Raw genomic sequence first — 23,680 nt, 5'->3', positions numbered from 1 at the left:
GCTCAGCGAGCCAGACCGCGTTCCAGCCAGAGACGACTGGCCAGTATCACCAGCCCGTCAAGCAGCAGCGCCAGCAGAGCGGTACACGCCGCACCCAGCACCAGTTGCGGCTGGTTGTTCAAGGCGATGCCGGGGAAAATCAGGCTGCCCAGGCTGTTGGCACCGATGAGGAACGCCAGCGGCGCGGTCCCGACATTGATCGCCAGCGCGACACGCACACCACCGATGATGATCGGCACGGCGTTAGGCAACTCGACACGCCACAGCACCTGACGCGGGGTCATGCCGATGCCGACCGCAGCTTCCTTGAGTGAACCCTGAACGTTTTTCAGGCCTTCATAGGTGTTACGCACGATGGGCAGCAAAGAGGCGAGGAACAGCGCGAAGATCGCAGGCCCGCTGCCGATCCCGAGTATCCCGAGGGCAATGGCCAGAACGGCGAGAGGAGGAACGGTGTTGCCAATGTTGAATATCTGCATGAAACGTTCGGCGCGGCCAACCATGCTCGGGCGGCTTAGGGCGATGCCTGCGGGGATACCGACCACCAGGGCCGCCAACATTGAAACCAGAACCAGAATCAGGTGAGCCTGAAGGTAGAACAGCAGGTCATCCTGGTATTGCTTGATAGTACTGATGCCGATCCAGTGGATCAGCAGGGCCAGGAGTGCGATCACAACCGCACCTCCCAATAGCCCCTTGCCATAGCGATTAGCCACAGGCGGACTCCTTATTTCAGTCGGCGAACGCGTTGACCAGAGCGTCCGCAAAGGACACCGGCAATAACGTTCGCGAAGAGCAGCGGGTGGGTCGCCGGTAAGGGTTTAACCTCGGCGAAAACACAAGCCATAAGCGCAGCTTCGTCAAGCCAACATGCTGATGAATCAGCCCTTTGCGTTGGCTTCGTTGCGAGCCTTGACGGGGGAGTGGACGTCTCCACGGCCTGAAAGGTTCCCACACGAGACATTATCTGGCCATCGTTTATTGTCTGAACGGTTCGGTTATTGCCGCGAGTTGAGCTATAATCTGCGCCCTTTTTCAATACCGTCTCAGGCGATTTCCCATGACCCAACAGGCCGCCGAAGTCGCGAAACGCCGCACTTTCGCCATTATTTCCCACCCGGATGCGGGTAAAACCACCATCACGGAAAAACTCCTGCTGATGGGCAAGGCCATTTCTATCGCCGGTACGGTCAAGTCGCGTAAATCCGACCGTCATGCCACATCCGACTGGATGGAAATGGAGAAACAACGCGGTATTTCCATCACCACATCCGTGATGCAGTTTCCGTATCGCGAGCACATGATCAACCTGCTCGACACGCCGGGTCACGAAGACTTCTCCGAAGACACCTACCGCACCCTGACGGCAGTCGACTCCGCGCTGATGGTCCTCGACGGCGGTAAAGGCGTCGAGCCACGCACCATTGCGCTGATGGATGTCTGCCGCCTGCGCGACACGCCTATCGTCAGTTTCATCAACAAGCTCGACCGCGACATCCGCGACCCTATCGAGCTGCTTGATGAAATCGAAGCCGTACTCAAGATCAAGGCTGCGCCGATCACCTGGCCGATTGGTTGCTATCGGGACTTCAAAGGCGTCTATCACTTGGCCGACGACTACATCATTGTCTACACCGCAGGTCATGGCCACGAGCGTACCGAAACCAAAATCATCGAGAAGCTCGATTCGGACGAAGCCCGCGCCCATCTGGGTGACGAGTACGACCGCTTTGTCGAGCAACTGGAACTGGTGCAGGGTGCCTGCCACGAGTTCAACCAGCAGGAATTCATCGACGGCCAATTGACCCCGGTGTTTTTCGGCACCGCGCTGGGCAACTTCGGCGTCGACCATGTACTCGATGCCGTGGTGAACTGGGCTCCCAAGCCACTGGCACGCGTGGCCAACGAGCGCACCGTCGAACCGGCCGAAGAGAAATTCAGCGGTTTCGTGTTCAAGATCCAGGCGAACATGGACCCCAAGCACCGCGACCGCATCGCGTTCATGCGTATCTGCTCCGGCCGTTACGACAAGGGTATGAAGATGCGCCACGTGCGCTTGGGCAAGGACGTGCGGATCGGTGATGCGCTGACGTTCTTCTCTTCCGAGCGCGAGCAACTGGAAGAAGCCTACGCCGGTGACATCATCGGTTTGCACAACCACGGCACCATCCAGATCGGCGATACTTTCACCGAAGGCGAAGCACTGGGCTTTACCGGCATTCCGCACTTTGCCCCGGAGTTGTTCCGCCGCGTGCGCCTGAAGGACCCGCTCAAATCCAAGCAACTGCGTCAGGGCCTTCAGCAGTTGGCCGAAGAAGGCGCCACGCAGGTGTTCTTTCCGCAGCGCAGCAACGACATCATCCTCGGCGCCGTCGGGGTGCTGCAGTTCGATGTGGTCGCCAGCCGTCTGAAGGAAGAATACAAGGTCGAGTGCGCCTACGAGCCGATCACCGTCTGGTCAGCCCGCTGGATCGACTGCGCCGACAAGAAGAAGCTTGAAGAGTTTGAGAACAAGGCTGTGGAAAACCTGGCAGTGGACGGCGGCGGTCACCTGACCTACCTCGCCCCTACTCGCGTGAACCTGGCACTGATGGAAGAACGCTGGCCCGACGTGAAATTCCGCGCCACCCGCGAGCACCATTGATAATCCAGACTATCGTGCGACGCAGAGCGTCGTGAACGGCATTCCCACGCTGGAGCGTGAGGAACGATAAGCTCAATGGCGACTATCGTGCGACGCTCTGCGTCGCATGCCGTTCTGGACGCTCTGCGTCCAACCCTTCCTGAACATCCACTGACCTGGATCAACCATTCAGCGAAAAATGAGAATTAATCTCAATAGTGCCTTGCTATTATCCCGATAAGAATTATTCTCATCTTACTTGCACAGGAGATGAGACATGACCTATTTGATCGATGCATGGCTGGACCGGCCCCACCCTTACCTGAGAATTCTTCATCGCGAGACGGGCGAAGTGTGTGCGGTGCTGGAAGAGGAAGCGCTGGAGGAGTTACGTGATCAGGGCGATCTGGATGTGTGCAGCTTGAGTTCCAGCGAACCATTGGTGCTCAAGGAGCTGGTGAGAAACCTGTTTCTGTTCTGCTATGCGCGGGCGTTGCGCCCGATGGGTGAGTTGCACTGAGCATGGAGCATCAGCACAACCCCGCCGCTGAACGAATCAGCGCGATTCGTTCAGCGACCCTCTGGATCGACCGGGTCGATTACAGAACGTCGAGCAGTTCCACGTCGAACACCAGCACGCTGTGCGGTGCGATGCTGCCCACGCCCTGAGCGCCGTAAGCCAGCTCGCTCGGTACGTGCAGACGCCATTTGCTGCCAGCGTTCATCAGTTGCAGCGCCTCGGTCCAGCCAGCAATCACGCCGCTGACCGGAAATTCCGCAGGCTCGCCACGATCATAGGAGCTGTCGAAGACGTTACCGTCGATCAGCGTACCGTGATAGTGCACGCGCACCTGATCTTCACGGGTTGGCTTGGCGCCAGCGCCAGCAGTCAGCACTTCGAATTGCAGACCCGAGGCCAGCGTGGTCACGCCTTCGCGCTTGGCATTTTCAGCCAGGTAAGCCTTGCCGGCACCCGCAGCCTGTTCAGCCTTGGCGGCCGCTTCGGCCTGCATGATTTCACGGATAACCTTGAAGCTGGCGGACATTTCTTCCTGACCCACACGGCTTGGCTGACCGCCAAATGCATCACGCAGGCCTGCCACGATGGCTTCCAGGTCGACACCCGGTGGCGGGTTGTCGCGCAACTGGTCGCCCAACTGACGGCCAATGCCGTAGCTGACGCGGGTTTCATCGGTGGACAGATTGACTTCGGACATGACACTGCTCCGCAGAGGGGCACGCAGTCGGCAATCACGCAATACCTGAACGGCAATCACGCTATACCCTGATGCGCCCCGAACCAAAAGGGCGAGCAGCCTAGCACAATTGCCGCTACAGCCCCTACCGCAGCAGCAATACGCGGCTGGCGATCAGGACCAGGAGGAATGAAACGAGATCGGCATGCGCATCTCGGAACGGTCATTGACCGGCATGCCGCACAGCTCGTCATGCACCACACAATGGACCAGGTAAAAAGGCACCACCGGTATGTCCTTGAGCAAATCCCGCGCATGCTCCACCGAGCGAAGATGCAGGGTCTTGCCTGCCGGGTCCTTGAGCATCACCGAAGTGCCATTCATGCGCACATCCAGCAGATAGATGCCGCCTTCGATGGAGATCAGGTTCAGCTCATCGACCCGCCCGGCCTGGGCGTGTTCGATAAATTCCTGATAATTCATGATCGAACCTCCTGCGCAAATGCCTGATGCATCGGAACGGACGTTTTACAACACACAGCGCCGACATGCCAGAAACGATAACGCCCGCCCCTTTCATCGCGCGTCGCCTTAGTGCTTGGTGACCTTGTCCAGATAGCCCATCGCAAACGCGGATATCACGAAGGTCATGTGGATAATCACGTACCACATCAGGTATTCAGGCTTGATGTTGGAGGCATCCATGAACACCCGCAGCAGGTGGATGGAGGAGATTGCCACGATGGAGGCCGCCACTTTCATCTTCAGCGAAGACGAATCCATGGTGCCCAGCCAGTTGAGCTTTTCTTTGTCCTCATCGATGTCCAGCTGCGATACGAAGTTCTCGTAACCGGAAATCATCACCATCACCAGCAAACCACCCACCAGCGCCATGTCGATCAGCGACAGCAGCACCAGAATCAGATCAGCTTCGGCCAGCGAGAAAATGTTGGGGATGACGTGAAAGATTTCCTGGAAGAATTTCAGACACAACGCCAGCAGCCCAAGGGAAAGACCGAAATAGATCGGCGCCAGCAGCCAGCGCGATGCGTACATGGCATTTTCAAAAAAACGTTCCATTGATACTCGCAAGGTGTTTTGAAGGAGCGGGCGAGTATATCAGCGGTAACGCGCTGCTCTGGAGATGCGACAAAATATCGCACAGCGCGCATATATGCACTGTCAGGAGACCGGCATGCATAGCGCAGACTGGCTAGAAAAGCGATGAGCGCTCACACACCACCATGCCACTGTTGATACGTCGCAGTTCAGCTTGAATATGCAAGGTCCATATTGGTACATCATCGGCGCATTGATAACCATGCAGCGACAAGCTCTCGATAATGCTCGTCAATACCGCCTGCGCCGCTGGCAGGCCGTTGAACGGTCCTTGGGATTTGATCGCGGAGGGCTGTTCTTCAGCCATGCCGGCTGCGAAGAGCACCATCCATTGTCCACCATCGTGGGGAAGAGGCCGAATGACACATTCGATGCGGGTCATCAGCCCCATGCATTCTCGGGTAAGGCAAAGGCTACGCTGCATGATGCGCTCCTGATCAGCAACAGTATTCATCCGTCTGGCAAAGCAGGATGTGCGCCAATCCGATTGGCCACTGCGGTCATGATCAAGATTAGAAGAAAACCGTCCCGCAGGAAATATCCCTGATGAACGGATCGCTGGTGAACGCAATACCGGACGGTTTCAGCACCGCCCGGCTAGCGCCGTTGTCAGACCTTCAGTTCAGGTTGTAACTGGGCTGGCTCCTTCTCCAGCTCTTCCTTGAGGTCTTCGTCGCTGAGCATTTCCGCGATGTCGCGCAAGCGCTCGACCACACGTGCATTCACGCTGCCTTCCGGAAACTCGCCATTCTCGTCAGGCGCACCGGCAGGCTCGCCGACCAGCAGGCTCAAGGCCTCATCGGCCTGACGTACCGCATAGATATGGAATTGCCCGTCACGCACGGCCTGAACCACACGCTCATCCAGCATCAGCGTGGTGACGTTGGCGTGCGGAATGATAGCGCCCTGCTCGCCCGTCAGCCCGCGAGCCTCACAAAGACGGAAGAAGCCTTCGATTTTCTCGTTGACCCCGCCCACCGCCTGCACTTCGCCGAACTGGTTGATGGAACCGGTGATTGCGAAGCACTGCTTGAGCGGTGTGCGCGACAACGCTGAAATCAGCGTACAGGCCTCTCCCAGCGACGCACTGTCGCCGTCCACATAACCGTAGGATTGCTCAAGCGCAATACTCGCGGATATCGCCAGCGGGAATTCCTGAGCGTAACGGCTACCCAGGTAGCCGGTGAGGATCATCACGCCCTTGGAGTGGATCGGCTGGCCAAGATTGACCTCGCGCTCGATGTCGACAATCCCGCTGCCACCCGGATAGACCGTGGCGGAAATACGCGCCGGCACGCCAAACGCCGAATCACCGACTTCTAGAACCGTCAGGCCGTTGCATTTGCCGACCGCGGCACCGTCAGTGTCGATGAGGATCACACCCGCCATCATGTCATCGAGAATCCGCGCGGAAACCCGCCCGGTGCGCGTGGCCTTGGCCTTCAACGCTCGCTCGATATGCCCGGCGTCGGTCTTGTCGTCACTGGCCAGCTGGCGGATGAAGTCTGCCTCGCTGACCAACTGGAACAGATCGCCGATACGCGCCGACAAACGCCCCTGGTGTTCAGCCAGTCGAGCGCTGTAGGTTGCCAGTCGCGCCACCGCATCGGCGGTCAAAGGTGCCATGCCCTCTTCTGACGTTCGGGTTTTCAGCAACTGAGCGAATTGCTCGAGCGTTTCATCGACCATCGGAATTTCTTCGTCGAAATCGACCAGTACCCGAAACATCTCCTGAAAGTCAGGATCGAGGTCTTGCAGGGTGTAATACAGCGAGCGCGAACCAATGATGATGATCTTGACGTTCCACGGAATAACCTGCGGCGTCAGGCTCACGGTTGCCACGCGCCCCAGCTCGCCCAGCGGTGATTCCATTTTCAGTTTGCGCGACTGCAAGGTGCGCTTCAGCGCGTCCCAGACGAACGGCTCGCCGAGCATTTTTTCGGCTTCCAGAATCAGAAAGCCCCCATTGGCGCGATGCAGCGCACCAGGGCGCAACTGGCGATAGGTGGTGTACAGCGCGCCCTGATCGGTGCTGTACTCGATACGCCCGAACAGGTTGTCATACGTAGGATGCTGCTCGAAAACCACCGGAGCGCCGCCGTCGCGGGTATTGCCGACCACCAGGCTCGGGCTGTACTGCTCTTCCAGTAACTTGCGTGCCTGAGCGTCGGTCTTGGCATCGTCGACCAGTTGCTCGACCAAGGTCTTGAGCAGGTACACCTGCATCGCTTGAAGGTACGCACAGACCGCAGCGTTCTCGGCGTATTTTTCCGAGAGCGGTGCCAACAGTGGCTGCAAGGTCAGCGTGATGGTTTCTTCGTTCAACTGACGAAGCTGGTTGTTCGACTCACGCTTCCACTGCGGCAGGCTGGCCAGCTCTTCGTTGAGGCGCTCCTCAAGGGCGGAGATATCTTCGTGAAAACGCTCGCGATCAGCCTCGGGCAACTGCGAAAACTCGGCCTCGTCCAGCGCCTTGCCATCGGCCATCGGCGTGAAGGCGATGTTGGAGCTGTCGCGATACAGCGCGATGTCCTTTTCCAGCGACAGGCGCTCGATCACATCCAGTGCGCGGTCGTAGCGCTGATTGAACGCACGGTCGATCGAACTTTTCTTCTGCTGATAGGACGGGTGCTCGAAAACCGCCGGAAAGGTCACCAACAGGTTATCGATCAGGCCACCGATGTCGGCCGTGAATTCATGCGCAGTGCCTGGTGGCAGTTCCAGCGCCTTGGGCTCGCGGGGCTCATCGAAATTATTGACGTAAACCCAGTCCGAAGGCGTCTTCATCCGCTTGCCTTCAGCCTTGAGGTAGCGTTTGACGAACGAAAAGCGGCCAGTACCGGGTTCGCCCATGACAAATACGTTGTAACCGGGGCGCGGCATGGCAACGCCGAACTGCAAGGCCTCTACGGCACGCTCCTGGCCTAGTACACCGCGAAAGGGTTCAAGCTCGTTGGTGGTCGCAAAGCTGAACTGCTCAGCGGAAAACGGACGGGTCAGCGCATGTGGCGCCAGGCGTAGGTTGGCTGCGACAGAATCGGGCATCAGTAATCCTTACATCAGGCGGGGCAGATGTCGGCATTCTGGCGCTCGCCGTACAAGACTTGCAAGGCAGGAAAAACCGAAAGGCACTTACAGCCTTAAAGCCATAGCCCGCTGCCCGGAAAATTTCTATTTTCGGCAATAATCTGTAATAGCTCACGGAACCCTTGGAACCCGCCTAAGCTCCAAACTGCACAGGTGGTTGCTGGTTGGCCGTCTGTCTTGATGTGACTACTCAAGAAACTCGACCCTTGGCTGAACTAAAAAGAGAAAAAGCTATGAAACGGATTCTTCTTGGAACGCTCTTCGCCGCTGTATCCATCAACGCTATGGCTCAAGCGCCAGGCGGTCCGGACTGCGGCTGGGGCAACATGCTGTTTGAAGGTCAACGCGGCACTCCAGCTCACTTCCTGGCCTCAACCACCAACGGCACCTCGGGTAACGCCACCTTCGGCATGACCTCCGGTACCAACGGCTGCTCGACCAATGGCGCATTGACTTACGGCGGTAAATCCTGGCTTGCCATGAACGGCATGATGGATGAACTTTCCAAGGACATGGCGATGGGTCAGGGCGAAGCACTGACTACCTACGCTGTGGTATTGGGCGTTGCACCAGAAGATCGTGAGCACTTCGCTGCGGTCACTCACGAGCACTTCTCGCAAATTTTCAGCAAGGCCGACGCCACCGCTGAAGACGTTCACACCAACACCGTCAACGTTCTGAAAAACGATCCGACTCTGGCCAAGTACGCTACCCAGGCTTAAAGTCGTTCGCCCGCCTTTTCATCGCAAAAGGCGGGATCACCTTTCCTGACTTCTCTTGACTAGTTGCTTTCTATGCTCAAACGTCTTGTCTCGCTGGCGCTGTTTGTCTGTGCCCCCTTGTCTGCGGCACCTCATGCTACCGCTGACCGTTTGCAGCAATTGGCCAATGAGCCCTTCTGGATTTCACTGGGTCACTACGAGGCAGGCAAGCTCGGCGGTTGGCGCAGCTATGTGACAGACCCGAAATTCTTTCTCGCTGCGGACGGTGCACACGACCCGAAGGCGGAACTGAGCGCGACACTTGACGCCATATACGCCCCCGTAACCAACGAACAGACCCACGCCCAGTGCGTGTACCCGGCACGCACCCGCTGGCTGCGCGACCAGTTGCAACTGAATGACCTGCCGACGCCGGACTGCAAAGAATTCAAGGCTTGGTACAAGGATGTGGCACCGGACAGCACCGTACTGATTTTTCCGGCCGCGTACCTCAACAGCCCCTCGTCGATGTTTGGCCACACGTTACTGCGCATCGATCCGGCCAGCGCGAAAACCAACAACACCACGTTACTTAGCTATGCAATCAACTTCGGTGCCTACATTGAAGGCATGGACAACAGCATTCTGTATGCCTGGAAAGGCTTGGCTGGCGGCTACCCTGGATTGTTTGCGCTGGTGCCCTATCAGGAAAAGCTCTCGGAATACCGCAGCCTGGAAAACCGTGACCTGTGGGAATACCGTCTGAACCTTACCCCGGAAGAAACCGGGCGCATGGTTGAACATGTCTGGGAATTGAAACAGATTCGCTTCAGCTATTTCTTCTTCGACGAAAACTGCTCGTACCGTCTGCTGGAATTGCTGCAGGTCGCACGACCCGGGCTGAATCTCACCGAGCAATTCGGCCTGACTGCGATCCCGACCGATACGGTCAAGGCGATCAAAGCCGCAGGGCTGGTTGAAAAGATCGACTATCGCCCTTCTCGCGAGCGGGAATTGCTGAGCCGCGCCGAGCCCCTTGATGCCGACGAACAACAGTGGGTGCTGAAAGTCAGCGCCGATCAGAAACAACTGCAAAACAGCGAGTACCTCGCCCAGCCGAAAGAACGACGCGCGTTGATTCAGGACGCGGCCTACCGTCTGGAGCGCTACCGCGCCAACGGGCTTGAACGCGACACGCAGCGCTCGCAACGCAGTTTCGAGTTGCTGCAGGCGATCAATCAGAACCCGCCGCCACAGCTGGACATCCCGCGCCCCGGCCTGCCGGAAGAAGGCCACGAATCGCGTACCTGGCAACTGGGGGCGGGCACACGCGGTGACAAAGCGTTCGCCGAATATGGCCTGCGCATGGCCTATCACGACCTGAACGACAACGCTTACGGCTTTCCGCTGGGTGCGCAGATCGAGATTCTTCAGCTCAAGGTGCGCCAATACGACGGTAACGACTGGCAAGTTCAGCAGTTGGACCTGGCCACCATTCGCTCCCTGACCCCGCGTACCGAGCTGCTGAAACCCTGGTCATGGCAAGTTACCGGCGGGCTGGAACGGGTACTTGGCAAACATGGCGATGAAAACCTTGTCAGCCATGTCAACGGTGGTGGCGGCGGTACCTGGCAATTGGGCGACGAAGTGCTGGGCTTTGCGCTGGGCACCGTGCGCGTCGAGCACAACAACGACTTCGCCGAATTCATCTCTCCCGCTGCTGGTTTCAACACTGGCTTACTGTGGCGCAACCCGCTGGGCAACCTGAGCCTGGAAGCCAAGGGCGACTACTTCACCAACGGCGAAGTACGCCGCAGCGTCAGCCTCAATCAGCAGTGGGAGCTGTCGCGCAACCTCGGCCTGCGCCTGAGTGCCCAACGCGAGTTCAGCCAGATGAGCTCGCCGCAGAACGAAGTGATGCTTGAGGTGAAGTGGTATCACTACTGACAGGATGAGTGCAAAAACTGCGGGCGGCGCTGCCTCAAAACAAAGGCACGCTGCCATCACCTATTCCCTACATCGCTTTTACAAATAACTCACAAATTACCTTCTAGACTCCTCTCATAAGTAGAGGGAACCACCATGAAGCGGTATTGGGTGTTGTTGTCGCTGGCCATCGTGCTGGCAGGTTGTCAGTCCACCCGTGACCAGATGTTGGCCGAGGGTTATCCGCCGGGTTTTGCAGACGGTTATCAGGATGGTTGCAGCAGTGGCAGGGACGCAGCAGGTGCCAGCACCGGTCAATTCAGAAAAAACGTACCCCGCTATCTGAAGGACAAGCTCTACGCCCAAGGCTGGACTGACGGTTTTCGCCAGTGTCAGGCCTCGCAGGATAACCGCGACCGACTCGACCCCGGCTAGGTCTTCAACGATCGTGACCGTGCCTGGGAGCGGGAGAAGACTCGCAGTGCAGCCAAGGCCTATCGCCCAAACTGACGCACGCGGGAAGATCGACGAAACCAATGATGCCCTCTTGTGGCCCAAAGCTCATTAGGGAGGACACCTCATGAGCCGCGCATTTGTAAACGAAGACAACGCTGCCGCCGATGCCGAGCAACCGGTAGAGCGGCTGGTCAGCGCACAGACCAATTACGTCACCGCCGAGGGCCTTAAGTTGCTCAAGAAGCATGTCAGCAGCCTGCAGGCGCAGCACAGTGCGCAAACTGCATTGGGAGACGCCGCCGATAAACAGCGCCAGGCTGACCTTGAACGCGACCTGCGTTACTACACCCAGCGCCTGCAGAGCGCGCAGGTTGTGACGACGGCCGTGTCGACCGAAAAAGTACAAATTGGCAGTTGGGTCACATTCGCGGATGAAGAAGACAACCGCCAGCGCGTGCATCTGGTCGGGGAGGATCAGGCGGATGCCGCCAAAGGGCTGATCAACTGGGGCTCGCCACTGGGACGTGCATTGATCGGTGCGCAGAAAGGCGATGAAGTGGTGTGGGAGCGGCCGGCGGGAAATCAGTCGATTGAAATACTGCTGATCGAGCCGGATGCTTAAAGCGTGCTGATGAACAATAACGGCAGCGCCGTTCCCGATCAGGAACGGCGCGTGCCTAAACGCTGATCAGGCCAGCTTCTTGTGACGCACACGATGCGGCTGGGCAGCGGCTTCGCCCAGACGTTTCTTGCGATCCGCTTCATACTCGGTGTAGTTACCCTCGAAGAAGATCGCTTGCGAATCGTCTTCGTACGCCAGGATATGCGTCGCCACACGGTCAAGGAACCACCTATCGTGGGAGATCACAATGGCGGCGCCCGGGAAGTCCAGCAGCGCTTCCTCCAGCGAACGAAGGGTTTCAACGTCAAGGTCGTTTGACGGTTCGTCGAGCAGCAGCACGTTGCCGCCCTCTTTCAGGGTCAGCGCCAGATGCAGACGGCCACGCTCACCACCGGACAAGTCCTTGACGAACTTCTGCTGATCGCCACCCTTGAAGTTGAAGCGGCCAACATAGGTGCGCGACGGGATTTCATAGTTGCCGATACGGATCACATCGGAACCGTCGGACACCGCCTGAAACACCGACTTGCTGCCGTCCAGGTCATCACGGCTCTGGTCCACGCAGGCCAGTTGTACGGTTTCACCGACTTCGATGCTGCCCGAATCCGGCTGTTCCTTGCCCATCAGCATACGGAACAGGGTCGATTTACCGGCACCGTTACCACCGATCACGCCAACGATGGCACCTTTAGGCATGGAGAACGACAGGTTGTCGATCAACACACGGTCGCCGTAGCCCTTGGTAACGTTCTTGAACTCGATGACCTTGTCGCCCAGACGTGGGCCGGCCGGGATGTAGATCTCGTTGGTCTCGCTGCGCTTCTGGAATTCCTGCGACTGCATTTCTTCAAAGCGTTGCAGACGCGCCTTGGATTTGGACTGACGCGCCTTGGCGCCCTTGCGGACCCATTCCAGCTCGTCTTTCATGGCCTTTTCGTGGGCGGTCTGTTGCTTGGATTCCTGAGCCAGACGGTCGGACTTGGCTTCAAGCCAGCCGGAATAATTACCCTCGTAAGGAATACCCGCACCGCGGTCGAGTTCCAGAATCCAGCCGGCTACGTTATCCAGGAAGTAACGGTCGTGCGTGATCGCAACCACGGTGCCCGGGAAGTCGTGCAGGAAATGCTCCAGCCAGGCGACAGAGTCGGCATCCAGGTGGTTGGTCGGTTCGTCGAGCAGCAGCATGTCCGGTGCCGAGAGCAACAGGCGGCACAGCGCAACACGGCGTTTTTCACCACCTGACAGGACCGAAACCTTCGCATCCCAGGCGGGCAGACGCAGTGCGTCGGCGGCTACTTCCAGCTGGCGTTCCAGGTTATGACCGTCGCTGGCCTGCAGGATCGCTTCAAGCTTGGCCTGCTCGGCTGCCAGCTTGTCGAAATCAGCGTCCGGCTCGGCATATTCGGCGTAAACCTGATCAAGACGCGCCTGGGCGTCCTTGATGACGCTGACCGCCTCTTCAACCACTTCACGGACCGTCTTGTTCGGGTCAAGTTGTGGCTCTTGCGGCAGATAACCCACATTAAGCTCGGGCATCGGACGTGCTTCGCCGTCAAACTCGGTGTCGACGCCAGCCATGATTTTCAACAGCGTGGACTTGCCCGAACCGTTGAGACCCAACACGCCGATCTTGGCGCCGGGGAAGAAAGACAGAGAGATGTTTTTCAGGATTTCACGCTTCGGCGGCACAACTTTGCTCAGCCGATGCATGGTGTAGACGTATTGAGCCATGAAATGAAAACCTAGCGTCTGTGATGAGGACCGATTTAGAACGCGAGCTTAAAGCTCCGGCCGGAAAAAAGCTTTTATTTGTCCGCAAGACTTGCCGCGAGACCGTTCCGAGCCTTGAATGAACCCAGGCAGAAACAGATCGGGGCCGTGCTGACACATATAAAGCCTGGTCGATATTGCAAAAAGTGGAGTCACTCATGCAGGAGTCGGTGGATACCACGCGTTGCGCAAAGCTACCCGAATGCAGCGTGCAGGGCAAACGATCCGGCCCAATGGGGCTGGCACTCTGCCACAAGTAAAGGCATGCTAGCCGCCCTCTTTGGGCGGCCCGCTCATTTTACATAAAGCATCGCTGCTTCAGTCCAGCAGTCAGGAACAACGATTTGCCCACTTCAACGCCTCTGCCGTCATCCAGTGTCGCTATAGACAGTGCGACCAGGCCTTTGCGCGGCTCAGTGAAAGGTATATTGGCCGCGCTGGTGTTGGTGGTGCTTGCACTGCTGTTCTGGCAATTGATCGAGCAGTTTCATCAGACTCAGGAACGCCAGCGTCAGCGCAGCCTGGAGTACAGCATCCAGCTTTCCGACCGGATGAGTCTAAACATGGCACTCAAGGCGCAAATCGCCATGAACCTGCTGGACGAGGCGCAATCCTCCGGAGGCCGGCTGGAGCAGCCGACGGCACTGGCAAGCCTCCGTACTGCCCTGCCCGCGCTGCGCAGCGCCGCGCGGCTGAACCCGACGGGTGACATTGTCGGTGACAGCGCCGAGGCATCCCGCGACGGAGAGTTTCTCCGACAGGCCATGAAAAAGGCCCAAGGCCACCCCTATTTCTACACCGGCACCGAAGACGTCAAACAGATTTATACACTGATTCGCCAAGGCGGTGGCGTTAGCGGCGATTACTGGGCGCTACGCATGGCACCCGACGCCTTGAAGGACCTGGCAAGCCAGCCAGCTCAGGACTTTCAACATATCTGGCGCCTGGAGCAACGCAAGACCCAGCGGGTTCTCCTCCGTGAACCGGCGCCCTACAACGAGGCGGACAGCGGTCTTTCCGATACCGTTCTGCTTCAGCCACTGAGTAACAGCGACTGGCAACTGCGAGGCCTGTTCGATACCTACAAGGCCCGCAGCGAGCTGCTTGCGCCTCTGATCGGCAAGTGTCTGATCGGCCTGCTGCTGTCGATCCTGCCACTGATCGCGCTGATGAGCCTGCGCAAACGCCAGCGCCAGATGCTGCAAAGCCGCCGCCGCTATCGCGATATCTTCGAGGGTGCGGGCGTTGCGATCTGCGTCATGGATATGTCGGGTCTGCAAGAGCAACTGGAAGCACTCGAAGTCAGAACGGACGAAGACTTCGAACTTCTGCTCAAAAGCCAGCCAGCCTCGCTGAAAAGACTGTTGCAGCAGTTGCGAATCAACGAACTCAACCAAGTTGCCCTGGGCCTGCTGGAAATCGAACGCAGTGAACAGGCGTGGCAGCCGTTGATCGAGGGCGAATCGCGCTCGCGCCCCGGCATCGGCGTTCAGGTTATTCAGGCTGTTCTCGCCGGGCTGCCCAGGCTGGAACTGGAAATATGCCTGACACGCACGAGCGGCCAGGACCAGCATCTATGGCTGGTCATGCGCCTGCCCGAGTCACGTAGCGACTTCGATGCCGTTATTCTCAGCATCGGCGATATCACCAGCCGCAAACAGATCGAGCTGTCCTTGCTGGACCGCGAGAGCTTTTGGTCCGACGTGGTGCGAACCGTGCCGGACCACCTGTACATTCAGGACGTACTCAGCCAGCGAGTGATCTACAGCAACCACCATTTCGGCTACACGCTGGGCTACAGCAAATCCGAGCTGCGCGCCATGGGCGAGTTCTTCTGGGAAATCCTGCTGCACCCTGACGACGCCAGAAGCTATCAGGACATGCGCCTGCGCCAGCGCCATCACGGCCATAACGAGTTATTGCAATGTGTGCTGCGCTTTCGGGACCGCGAGAACAACTGGCGCTGCTTCGATGTGCGCGAACAGGCGCTGGCCTGGGACGCAGAAAACCTGGTCACCCGCATCATCGGCATCGCCAAGGACATTACCGAGCAGGTCGCGTCCAGCCAGTCGCTGCGTGACAGCGAACAGCGTTATCGGATGCTCGCTGAAAGCATCAGCGATGTGATCTTTTCCACGGATGGCCAGTTGGCAGTCAATTACGTCAGCCCCTCGGTGGAACGCGCGCTGGGGTACAGCGCCGAATGGATTCTCCAGAACGGCTGGTCCGCCGTCATTGCCAACCCTCAACAAGTGATCGGTTTCGATGCGCTCATCAGCCGCATCGGCAAGGTGCTGCACAAACCTCAGGAACTCGCCAGATTGCGCGAAGAGGTGACGACCAGAATGTTTCTGTTCGACTGCCTGCGTGCAGACGGTCGCAAGATCCCGGTGGAATTGCGGGTGGTTCTGGTGTGGGACGAAAACGGCAATTTCGAGGGCATCTTCGGGGTCGGCCGGGACATCAGCCAGCAGCGTCGGGCAGAAAAAGACCTGCGCATGGCCGCCACCGTATTTGAACACTCGACATCGGCGATCCTCATTACCGACCCTGCCGGCTATATCGTTCAGGCCAACGAGGCGTTCACCCGCGTCAGCGGCTATGAAGTTGCCCAGGTGCTCGACCAGCTACCGGGCATGCTCACGGTGGAATCGGAACAGGAAAACCACCTGCGCTACATCCTCAAACAATTGAACGGCCAAGGCACCTGGGAAGGTGAAATCAGGCTCAAGCGCCGTAACGGCGAACACTACCCGGCCTGGGTCGGCATTACCGCAGTGCTCGACGATGAAGGCGATCTGGCGAGTTATGTGTGCTTTTTCAGCGATATCAGCGAGCGCAAGGCCAGTGAAGACCGTATCCACCGTCTGGCCTACTACGACGCCCTGACTCACCTGCCCAATCGCACCCTGTTTCAGGACCGCCTGCATTCGGCGTTGCAACACGCCGAGCGCCAACAGGCCTGGGTGGTGCTGATGTTCCTCGACCTGGACCGTTTCAAACCGATCAATGACTCTCTGGGCCATGCCGCTGGCGACCGGATGCTTCAGGAAATGGCCACGCGGCTACTCGCCTGCGTGTCTTCCGATGACACCGTGGCGCGTATGGGCGGGGATGAGTTCACCCTGTTGCTGCAGCCGGACACCTCGCGCGAAGCCGCACTGACTCGCGCCATTCACGTGGCCGAGCGGATTCTGACCAGTCTGGTAACGCCGTTTGTGCTTGAAGGCCGCGAGTTCTTTGTCACTGCCAGCATCGGCATCGCACTCAGTCCGCAGGACGGCAAGGAACTGAGCCAGTTGATGAAGAACGCCGACACGGCGATGTACCACGCCAAAGAACGTGGCAAGAACAACTTCCAGTTCTATCAGGCGGACATGAACGCGACCGCTCTGGAGCGTCTGGAGCTGGAAAGCGACTTGCGGCATGCGCTGGAACAGCAGGAGTTCACCCTTTATTACCAGCCGCAGTTCAGCGGCGACGGCAAGCGCCTGACGGGTGCGGAAGCCTTGTTGCGCTGGCGCCATCCACGCCGCGGGCTGGTGCCGCCCAACGACTTCATCCCGGTGCTCGAAGAGCTCGGGCTGGTGGTGGAAGTCGGCGACTGGGTGCTCACTGAAGCGTGCCGTCAGCTCAAACAGTGGCATCAGGCGCGGGTTCGCGTTCCGAAAGTGTCGGTCAACATCTCGGCGCGACAGTTCTCGGACGGCCAGCTCGGCAAGCGCATCGCCAACATCCTGGAGCAGACCGGCCTGTCACCTGCCTGCCTGGAGCTGGAACTGACCGAAAGCATCCTGATGCGCGAGGTCAACGAAGCCATGCAGATCCTCGACGGCCTCAAAAACCTTGGCCTGAGTATCGCTGTCGATGATTTCGGCACAGGCTACTCGTCGCTGAATTACCTCAAACAGTTCCCGATCGACGTACTGAAGATCGACCGCACCTTCGTCGACGGCCTTCCGTCGGGCGAACAGGACGCCCAGATCGCTCGCGCCATCATCGCCATGGCCCACAGCCTGAACCTCTCGGTCATCGCCGAAGGCGTAGAAACCCACGAGCAACTGGAGTTTCTTCGCGAACACGACTGCGACGAAGTCCAGGGCTACCTGTTCGGCCGCCCGATGCCAGCAAGCCAGTTCGAAGCGCAATTCAGCAATGATGCGCTGTTCATGCTGGATTGAGGGCCAGCCTTGCGACCCGGCCATCGTCCATTTGAACGATAGCCGAACCCTTGAATATGAGTAGACTTGAGCCACTGCCTGGCACAGCGTCAATGACAGCGAGCGCTCTACCCATAACAAAGAACACAAGGGGGTAGCATGATCAGCGATACAACGTCCCTGGACAGTGTTTCCTGTCAGGTCGTCGAAGCCTTGAACAAGGTGGAAGGGATTATTGGCGGTGATGGTGGTAAGCCAGGCAAGACCACCGCCTGCGTTGCTGGCGGCGGTCTACCGGCTACAGGCTTATGGCTCGCCAGCCGCTTGCGGTGCAGGCGCCGGGTGCGACCAGGTCAGGTACCGGAAGCGGTCGTAGAGACCCGCCACTACCTGCCCGCCTGCAATCCTGCCCGGAATTGCCGTTTGCAGGGTGCCGACCGCGCTCCCCAAACGCGAGGTGCTGACGTAATCTCCGGCCCAGGACGCTGCCGCCCTGCCGGCCTGATGCGCCGCCTTGCCTTTGTCAGTCAGGTAGCTCAACCCCTTGCCGGCTGCTGCGCCAGCCACTTCTCCAACCATACCGGGAAGTGTGAGGTTGGCTGCGGTCAGGACCGCAGCACCGGAGGCGTAGCCTTTGATCCCCTTGTCGAGAAAATTCCAGACTTTGTTGACGCCCAGAAACCCCGTCATCACCAGATTCAGACCGACGATTTCCTTGAAGACCTGAACCGCCTTTTGCATATCGACTTCAGGGTTCATGGCCAGTTTGAGCATCTCCGATACGCACCAGACGCCATCCGCCGCGTAATCGGCTTTGCCGACCATGCTTTTCATCAACATCACCAGCGCCGCACCGATACTCGCCGTCAAGGCCACCAGGCCCAGCTTGGTGTAGAAGTCAGGGTCCGCCTTGCGCTCCCCCTCGGCCAGTTGCAGCCCTGTGCGCAGGGCATCGGCGACTTCGAACCTGGCCTGGAACTCGCTGCTTTTGGTGCCCAGGTATGTCAGGCTCGAGTTCATGATGTCGGTGATGCTTTTGTCTTGCTTGTACAATTCGGTCGCCACTTTCATCTGCTGGGCAAAATGCTCGCTGACGTCGAAATGCTTGACCACGGCCAGATGGTCTTCCTGCGGGATGCGGGCGTTCCCGGTGTCTTGCCTGGAAAGCTTGCTCTTGGCGAGCTTGAAGGCAGCGACGATCGATTCACGGTTGAATACGCCCAGCGTGGCAGCGCCCGATGCCACGGCCGTTGCGATACCGAAGCCGACCTGCTCCAGCAGGTGTTCGTTCCTGGCAAAGGTGGGCTGCGCCACGATGGCGTTGGCCAGCACGGTGACGAAGTAGCGGTTCAGGCCGTGATCGACATTGGTCCGCGCGTTGGTCAGCTCGTTCATCATCAGGCCAGCCATGAACACCGCGTTCTTGGTGAAGTGGGCAACCAGCGATGAGCTGTAGGAGTTGTCCTTGCTGACGAACGCCACGGCCAGTGGCAAGGGTGCCAGCGCGAGCAGCATCGCCGGGCTTGCAAGGACGCGACTCTTGAGCGAGGCGCCGTTCTTGAGCGTGCCCAGTTCGGCATTCATGCTTTTGTTGAGGCTGAGCAACTCGTCTTTCACATCAGAGGGCAGCCCCGAGCGGCTCAACACTGCTGGCAACTGTTCGTTGTGAGCGCGCCAGGCGTCGAGTTGCCCCTGAGCATTGGCCTGAACGATTGCGCCCAACATGTCACGCTCGGCTTCGCTCAGCGCAGACGATGGCTTTTCCAGCAGCGTCTGCACAACGTCGGACGTCGTGGTAGCGGCACTTGGCAAATCACCAAGACGGGCCAGTTGCTCCTCGCTCAACACCAGCGAACCGTTGGCCAGCGCCAACCGCAGTTTTTCATCGAAACCCATGCCGCACCTGGCCTCAATGTCTTCTTCAGGGGCGAAGGGCAGCGGGGTATTGCTGACGATATCGCGTTGTTCTTGCGTGAGATGCAGCACATGCTTGTTCAGGAAGGCATGCATCTGATCGGGCGACAGGTGTGGCGCCGGGGTGCGCATCAAAGCCAGCAACGCCTTGTCATCCATCGGCGCGAGCGCCCCGTAGGCATCAAACTTGCGCACCAGATTGCCGCCGGCCTTGAGCAATGCCTGGCGTGTGGTCAGCATGGGCTCGGCAGGCTCGTGGCTAGGTGCAGGTGCCTCGCCTGGCTCGATGGAGATTTCCTCCAGCCTCGGCAAAAGATCGTGTTCGCGCAATAGCTGCAGCAGCGCCCCCGCTACTTCCGCCAGCTCGCGCAATTCATTGCAGGCTGGCGCGTCCTGGCAATTTTCGGTCAATGCCTGCAATGCGCCCGGCAACATCTCCAGATCATTGAGCGTGTCGGCATGTGAGCGCAGCAGACTGACGACCGCGTCGGGTTGACGCTGGAGGCTGTCATTCAAATCCGCCGTACGCTGCTTGGCCGTGCGAACGAAATGACTGAAGAGCGTGTAAGACGAAACAACGGGGGGCTCTGCGCCCAGCGTCTCGGGATCCAGATGAGTCAACGTCAGCAGATCCGGAATCGCCCGGGCCAGGGCGGACGGTCGGGCAGCCAAATGAGCGACGGATTGGTGCAGCCGCGCTGTCCTGAGCCCTTCACAGGCCTGCGACAGCGAGTCGTGAGATGCATGAGCAGCCGGCATATCGGCCAGCCGGTGAGTACAACGGTCAAGCAGTTCTCTCAGCGCCGGCACCTGATCCTCGCTTGCCAGTTGATGCCAGCCCTGCTCGGTCGTGCCGACCTCGGCGAGGCTCTGACAGAGTTGAGCAACGGTGTGCCAGGACGGATGCTGTTTATCCAGCTCACGCTGAAGAGCAGACAACAGACGCACAGCGTCCTGCGCTGGCGCAGCCGAGGTGCGACCAAATGCCACGGCCAGCTCGCCGGAGGCAAAAAACGCTACGGTACGAGCCTGCTGCGGAGTTTGCTCACTAACGCCGGTTGCATCGCCGGACGCAGGAGCAACCTCCGGCAATGAGGAATGAGAGGAGCGCGTGATCTGAGAGGGCATCATGGCGTTTTTACCTACTGTCGGTGGATATGGGCAACAGACCGACTGAGTGTCGTCCGGCCCGGAACGGTTCCGGCAGTTGAAGGTAAATAGATGCGTGATCGCTGAAAATTCGAGTGGATGTGCCCGGTTCACGCCGCCGATGACTAAATCGATCTCGACCCTCTCAAGTGGGCGAGCACCCTACAGAACGAGCCTTGCGCCTGCGGCACGTCCATGATTTCAGGCCTTTTCGAAACCCGCGTGAACGGCGTCACTGGTCAAGATGACTGCCTTTCATATGCCAGATAAAACCCGATGGGGTAGAATACCCGCCTTTTCCGCCATGCCCCCTTGAGGACTGCCATGTTCAGCCGTGATTTGACTATCGCCAAGTACGACGCCGATCTGTTTGCCGCCATGGAGCAAGAAGCTCTGCGTCAGGAAGAACACATCGAGCTGATTGCCTCGGAAAACTACACCAGTCCGGCCGTCATGGAAGCTCAGGGCTCGGCCCTGACCAACAAGTACGCCGAAGGCTATCCAGGCAAGCGCTACTACGGTGGTTGCGAGTACGTCGACGTTATCGAACAACTGGCCATCGACCGCGCCAAGGAGCTGTTCGGCGCTGATTACGCCAACGTCCAGCCACATGCGGGTTCGCAAGCCAACTCGGCGGTCTACCTGGCCCTGCTGCAAGGCGGCGACACCATTCTGGGCATGAGCCTGGCTCACGGTGGTCACCTGACCCACGGCGCCAGCGTTTCGTCCTCGGGCAAGCTGTACAACGCCGTTCAGTACGGTATCGATGCCAACGGCATGATCGACTACGACGAAGTCGAGCGCCTGGCTGTCGAGCACAAGCCAAAAATGATCGTCGCCGGTTTCTCTGCCTACTCGCAGATCCTCGACTTCCCGCGCTTCCGTGCAATCGCTGACAAGGTCGGTGCCTACCTGTTCGTCGACATGGCTCACGTAGCCGGTCTGGTCGCCGCAGGCGTCTACCCGAACCCGGTGCCATTCGCCGACGTCGTGACCACCACCACACACAAGACCCTGCGCGGTCCACGTGGCGGCCTGATCCTGGCGCGCGCCAACGCCGAAATCGAGAAGAAGCTGAACTCCGCGGTATTCCCTGGCTCCCAGGGCGGTCCGCTGGAGCACGTCATCGCAGCCAAGGCCGTGTGCTTCAAGGAAGCGCTGCAGCCTGAGTTCAAGACCTACCAGCAACAAGTGGTCAAGAACGCCAAGGCAATGGCCGGTGTGTTCATCGAGCGCGGCTTCGACGTGGTTTCCGGTGGTACTGAAAACCACCTGTTCCTGCTGTCGCTGATCAAGCAGGACATCTCCGGTAAAGACGCCGACGCCGCCCTGGGTCGCGCCTTCATCACCGTCAACAAGAACTCCGTACCAAACGACCCACGCTCCCCGTTCGTCACCTCCGGCCTGCGCTTCGGCACCCCGGCAGTGACCACTCGCGGCTTCAAGGAAGCTGAGTGCAAGGAACTGGCCGGCTGGATCTGCGACATCCTGGCTGACCTGAATAACGAAGCGGTGATCGACGCCGTTCGTGAGAAGGTCAAGGCCATCTGCGCGAAGCTGCCAGTTTACGGCGCTTGATAAGCCTCGTTTAAACGCAGTAGCAAAAGCCCCGGTTCGTGAGAGCCGGGGCTTTTTGTTGGGCGGATCGCTGTATGGGCAGGAGCTCAGCCGCTGCCCGACCTCTCAGCCGCATACCTTCTCGAACCCCACCCGGATCTTCTCCTCCGGCAATTCATCGGCAATGAACACGATCACGCTCTCGCGTTTTTCGCCTTCGGCCCACTCGGTATCCCAGTCGAAGCCATACAGTTTAAGCACCCCTTGAAACACCATCTTGCGCGGTTCGTCTTCGATGTTGAGCACGCCCTTGTAGCGCAGCAGTTGCTTGCCGTGGTCTTCCAGCAGTTCGTTCATGAACTCGCTGAGGCGGTCCAGGTTTAGCGGTTTTTCGCTGCGCAGGACGAGGCTGGTGATGCGGTCGCCTGAATTGCCGACCGGGGCCAGTGGGCGCAGGATCATACCGCCGCCGAGGTCGGCGTTGAGGTTGAAGCCGCGTACGTCGAGCAGTTCGGCAAGGTCGATGTTGCCATGTTCGACGATGCGGATCGGGGCGCGGCGGTTGATGCGAGTCAGCCGTGCGCAGAGGGCATCGAAGGCTGCGTCGTCGACCAGATCACGCTTGCTCACCAGCAATCGGTCGGCAAAGCCGATTTGCGCCTGGGCGATGGTTTGCGCCAGGTGGGTATCGGCGTGGGCAGCATCGACCAAGGTGATGATGCCGTCGAGGATATAGCGCTCGCGCAGCTCTTCATCGATGAAGAAGGTCTGCGCGACGGGTGCAGGGTCGGCCAGGCCGGTGCATTCGATCACCAGTCGGTCGAAAGCGATTTCGCCACTGTCCAGGCGCTCCAGCAACAGGTAGAGCGCCTTGGTCAGGTCGGTGTGGATGGTGCAGCACACGCAGCCATTGGACAGGGTCATGATCTGTACGGGATCAGTGCCGAGCAACTGGCTGTCGATACCTGCATCGCTGAATTCGTTTTCAATCACGGCGATTTTCAGGCCGTGCTCGGCCTTGAGCAGGTGGCGCAGCAAAGTGGTTTTGCCTGCCCCCAGAAAACCGGTCAGCACGGTCACGGGGATGGGTTGCAACTCAGTCATAAGGCTCCTGGCGTGATGCATTCAGCTGAAATGAAAACGCGCCACAGGTGATGGCCTGCGGCGCGTCGGATCAAACAATAACGCAGTTCAGAGGATCAGCAGCACTTCGGACCGCCCTTGCCGCCGTAACGTGCCTCTTGCCGCTCCCGGAAGAACTGCTCGTAGGTCATCATCGGCTTGTCCGGGTGGGTGTTCTGCATGTGCTCTACGTACGTGTCGTAGTCAGGCATGCCCACCATCAGACGCGCGGCCTGACCGAGGTACTTCCCGAGGCGACTCAGGTCATTGAACATGGG

The 23,680-nt window shown here is 58.9% G+C and carries 16 protein-coding genes and 2 pseudogenes; 8 read left to right on the top strand and 10 right to left on the bottom strand.

Going from position 1 to position 23,680, the window contains the following annotated elements; genetic code table 11:
- Positions 1 to 2: 2 nt before the first annotated feature.
- A complete protein-coding gene (locus LJU29_RS04905) occupies positions 3 to 716 on the bottom strand; it encodes an ABC transporter permease (protein WP_002555212.1) in 714 nt (237 codons plus the stop codon).
- Positions 717 to 1,060: 344 nt separating this feature from the next.
- Here LJU29_RS04905 and LJU29_RS04900 point away from each other — a divergent pair, with 344 nt between their 5' ends.
- Both LJU29_RS04900 and LJU29_RS04895 read left to right on the top strand, forming a co-directional pair.
- Complete coding sequence (locus LJU29_RS04900; RefSeq protein ID WP_002555213.1) at positions 1,061 to 2,644, top strand: peptide chain release factor 3; 1,584 nt, start codon at positions 1,061 to 1,063, stop codon at positions 2,642 to 2,644.
- A gap of 256 nt (positions 2,645 to 2,900) precedes the next feature.
- Positions 2,901 to 3,143, top strand: a complete 243-nt coding sequence (locus tag LJU29_RS04895; RefSeq protein ID WP_002555214.1) for a PA4570 family protein — start codon at positions 2,901 to 2,903, stop codon at positions 3,141 to 3,143.
- A 79-nt stretch (positions 3,144 to 3,222) separates the two neighbouring features.
- Here LJU29_RS04895 and bamJ read toward each other — a convergent pair whose 3' ends face one another.
- The 5 genes from bamJ to LJU29_RS04870 all read right to left on the bottom strand — a co-directional run bounded on the left by bamJ (position 3,223) and on the right by LJU29_RS04870 (position 7,983).
- On the bottom strand, positions 3,223 to 3,840 hold the full coding sequence (gene bamJ / locus LJU29_RS04890; protein ID WP_004655498.1) for a BamJ family beta-barrel-assembly machinery protein: 618 nt from the start codon (positions 3,838 to 3,840) through the stop codon (positions 3,223 to 3,225).
- Between the two features lie 153 nt (positions 3,841 to 3,993).
- Positions 3,994 to 4,302: a DUF6482 family protein gene (locus tag LJU29_RS04885; RefSeq protein WP_005780828.1), complete on the bottom strand. Its 309-nt coding sequence runs from the start codon at positions 4,300 to 4,302 to the stop codon at positions 3,994 to 3,996.
- 108 nt (positions 4,303 to 4,410) lie between these two features.
- Positions 4,411 to 4,899, bottom strand: a complete 489-nt coding sequence (locus tag LJU29_RS04880) for a TIGR00645 family protein (protein ID WP_005754259.1) — start codon at positions 4,897 to 4,899, stop codon at positions 4,411 to 4,413.
- Between the two features lie 133 nt (positions 4,900 to 5,032).
- On the bottom strand, positions 5,033 to 5,362 hold the full coding sequence (locus LJU29_RS04875) for a PA4575 family protein (RefSeq protein WP_011169498.1): 330 nt from the start codon (positions 5,360 to 5,362) through the stop codon (positions 5,033 to 5,035).
- Between the two features lie 185 nt (positions 5,363 to 5,547).
- Positions 5,548 to 7,983 (bottom strand): Lon protease family protein, encoded by a 2,436-nt coding sequence (locus LJU29_RS04870; protein WP_005733673.1) that lies wholly within the window; start codon positions 7,981 to 7,983, stop codon positions 5,548 to 5,550.
- Positions 7,984 to 8,258: 275 nt separating this feature from the next.
- Here LJU29_RS04870 and LJU29_RS04865 point away from each other — a divergent pair, with 275 nt between their 5' ends.
- From LJU29_RS04865 to LJU29_RS04850, 4 genes and pseudogenes are all read left to right on the top strand, one after another.
- Positions 8,259 to 8,747, top strand: coding sequence for a DUF3015 domain-containing protein (locus LJU29_RS04865; RefSeq protein WP_002555221.1), 489 nt, complete (start codon positions 8,259 to 8,261; stop codon positions 8,745 to 8,747).
- Between the two features lie 72 nt (positions 8,748 to 8,819).
- Complete coding sequence (locus LJU29_RS04860; RefSeq protein ID WP_257111726.1) at positions 8,820 to 10,673, top strand: Lnb N-terminal periplasmic domain-containing protein; 1,854 nt, start codon at positions 8,820 to 8,822, stop codon at positions 10,671 to 10,673.
- Positions 10,674 to 10,808: 135 nt separating this feature from the next.
- Positions 10,809 to 11,162: pseudogene (locus tag LJU29_RS04855) on the top strand (hypothetical protein).
- A 70-nt stretch (positions 11,163 to 11,232) separates the two neighbouring features.
- Positions 11,233 to 11,730, top strand: a complete 498-nt coding sequence (locus LJU29_RS04850; RefSeq protein ID WP_004655509.1) for a GreA/GreB family elongation factor — start codon at positions 11,233 to 11,235, stop codon at positions 11,728 to 11,730.
- 66 nt (positions 11,731 to 11,796) lie between these two features.
- On the opposite strand, the gene ettA is transcribed toward LJU29_RS04850, so the two are convergent.
- A complete protein-coding gene (gene ettA / locus LJU29_RS04845) occupies positions 11,797 to 13,461 on the bottom strand; it encodes an energy-dependent translational throttle protein EttA (RefSeq protein ID WP_003368689.1) in 1,665 nt (554 codons plus the stop codon).
- A gap of 1,241 nt (positions 13,462 to 14,702) precedes the next feature.
- Between ettA and LJU29_RS04840 the strand changes: the two are divergent.
- Positions 14,703 to 17,681: pseudogene (locus LJU29_RS04840) on the top strand (EAL domain-containing protein); the annotation flags it as partial.
- Positions 17,682 to 17,966: 285 nt separating this feature from the next.
- Here the strand turns inward: LJU29_RS04840 and LJU29_RS04835 are convergent.
- Positions 17,967 to 20,705 (bottom strand): HopW family type III effector protein, encoded by a 2,739-nt coding sequence (locus tag LJU29_RS04835; protein ID WP_257111724.1) that lies wholly within the window; start codon positions 20,703 to 20,705, stop codon positions 17,967 to 17,969.
- 342 nt (positions 20,706 to 21,047) lie between these two features.
- On the opposite strand from LJU29_RS04835, the gene glyA reads away from it, so the two are divergent.
- Positions 21,048 to 22,301 (top strand): serine hydroxymethyltransferase, encoded by a 1,254-nt coding sequence (glyA, locus tag LJU29_RS04830; protein ID WP_003340745.1) that lies wholly within the window; start codon positions 21,048 to 21,050, stop codon positions 22,299 to 22,301.
- 105 nt (positions 22,302 to 22,406) lie between these two features.
- Here glyA and yjiA read toward each other — a convergent pair whose 3' ends face one another.
- Both yjiA and LJU29_RS04820 read right to left on the bottom strand, forming a co-directional pair.
- Positions 22,407 to 23,384, bottom strand: a complete 978-nt coding sequence (gene yjiA / locus LJU29_RS04825; protein WP_005754278.1) for a GTPase — start codon at positions 23,382 to 23,384, stop codon at positions 22,407 to 22,409.
- 95 nt (positions 23,385 to 23,479) lie between these two features.
- Complete coding sequence (locus LJU29_RS04820) at positions 23,480 to 23,677, bottom strand: YbdD/YjiX family protein (protein WP_002555232.1); 198 nt, start codon at positions 23,675 to 23,677, stop codon at positions 23,480 to 23,482.
- Between the last annotated feature and the right edge of the window lie 3 nt (positions 23,678 to 23,680).

Origin of the sequence: Pseudomonas ficuserectae, assembly GCF_024584585.1 — a bacterium.
GTDB classification, from domain to species: Bacteria; Pseudomonadota; Gammaproteobacteria; order Pseudomonadales; family Pseudomonadaceae; genus Aquipseudomonas; species Aquipseudomonas amygdali.
This window is presented reverse-complemented; position numbering and strand designations above follow the sequence as displayed.

Bases quoted from the DNA above. Each gene is read 5' to 3' on its own strand.
- LJU29_RS04895 (WP_002555214.1), top strand. From the start codon at position 2,901: ATGACCTATTTGATCGATGCATGGCTGGACCGGCCCCACCCTTACCTG.
- ettA (WP_003368689.1), bottom strand. From the start codon at position 13,461: ATGGCTCAATACGTCTACACCATGCATCGGCTGAGCAAAGTTGTGCCG.
- glyA (WP_003340745.1), top strand. From the start codon at position 21,048: ATGTTCAGCCGTGATTTGACTATCGCCAAGTACGACGCCGATCTGTTT.
- LJU29_RS04870 (WP_005733673.1), bottom strand. From the start codon at position 7,983: ATGCCCGATTCTGTCGCAGCCAACCTACGCCTGGCGCCACATGCGCTG.
- LJU29_RS04835 (WP_257111724.1), bottom strand. From the start codon at position 20,705: ATGATGCCCTCTCAGATCACGCGCTCCTCTCATTCCTCATTGCCGGAG.
- LJU29_RS04850 (WP_004655509.1), top strand. From the start codon at position 11,233: ATGAGCCGCGCATTTGTAAACGAAGACAACGCTGCCGCCGATGCCGAG.
- yjiA (WP_005754278.1), bottom strand. From the start codon at position 23,384: ATGACTGAGTTGCAACCCATCCCCGTGACCGTGCTGACCGGTTTTCTG.
- LJU29_RS04885 (WP_005780828.1), bottom strand. From the start codon at position 4,302: ATGAATTATCAGGAATTTATCGAACACGCCCAGGCCGGGCGGGTCGAT.
- bamJ (WP_004655498.1), bottom strand. From the start codon at position 3,840: ATGTCCGAAGTCAATCTGTCCACCGATGAAACCCGCGTCAGCTACGGC.
- LJU29_RS04880 (WP_005754259.1), bottom strand. From the start codon at position 4,899: ATGGAACGTTTTTTTGAAAATGCCATGTACGCATCGCGCTGGCTGCTG.
- LJU29_RS04900 (WP_002555213.1), top strand. From the start codon at position 1,061: ATGACCCAACAGGCCGCCGAAGTCGCGAAACGCCGCACTTTCGCCATT.
- LJU29_RS04820 (WP_002555232.1), bottom strand. From the start codon at position 23,677: ATGTTCAATGACCTGAGTCGCCTCGGGAAGTACCTCGGTCAGGCCGCG.
- LJU29_RS04860 (WP_257111726.1), top strand. From the start codon at position 8,820: ATGCTCAAACGTCTTGTCTCGCTGGCGCTGTTTGTCTGTGCCCCCTTG.
- LJU29_RS04865 (WP_002555221.1), top strand. From the start codon at position 8,259: ATGAAACGGATTCTTCTTGGAACGCTCTTCGCCGCTGTATCCATCAAC.
- LJU29_RS04875 (WP_011169498.1), bottom strand. From the start codon at position 5,362: ATGCAGCGTAGCCTTTGCCTTACCCGAGAATGCATGGGGCTGATGACC.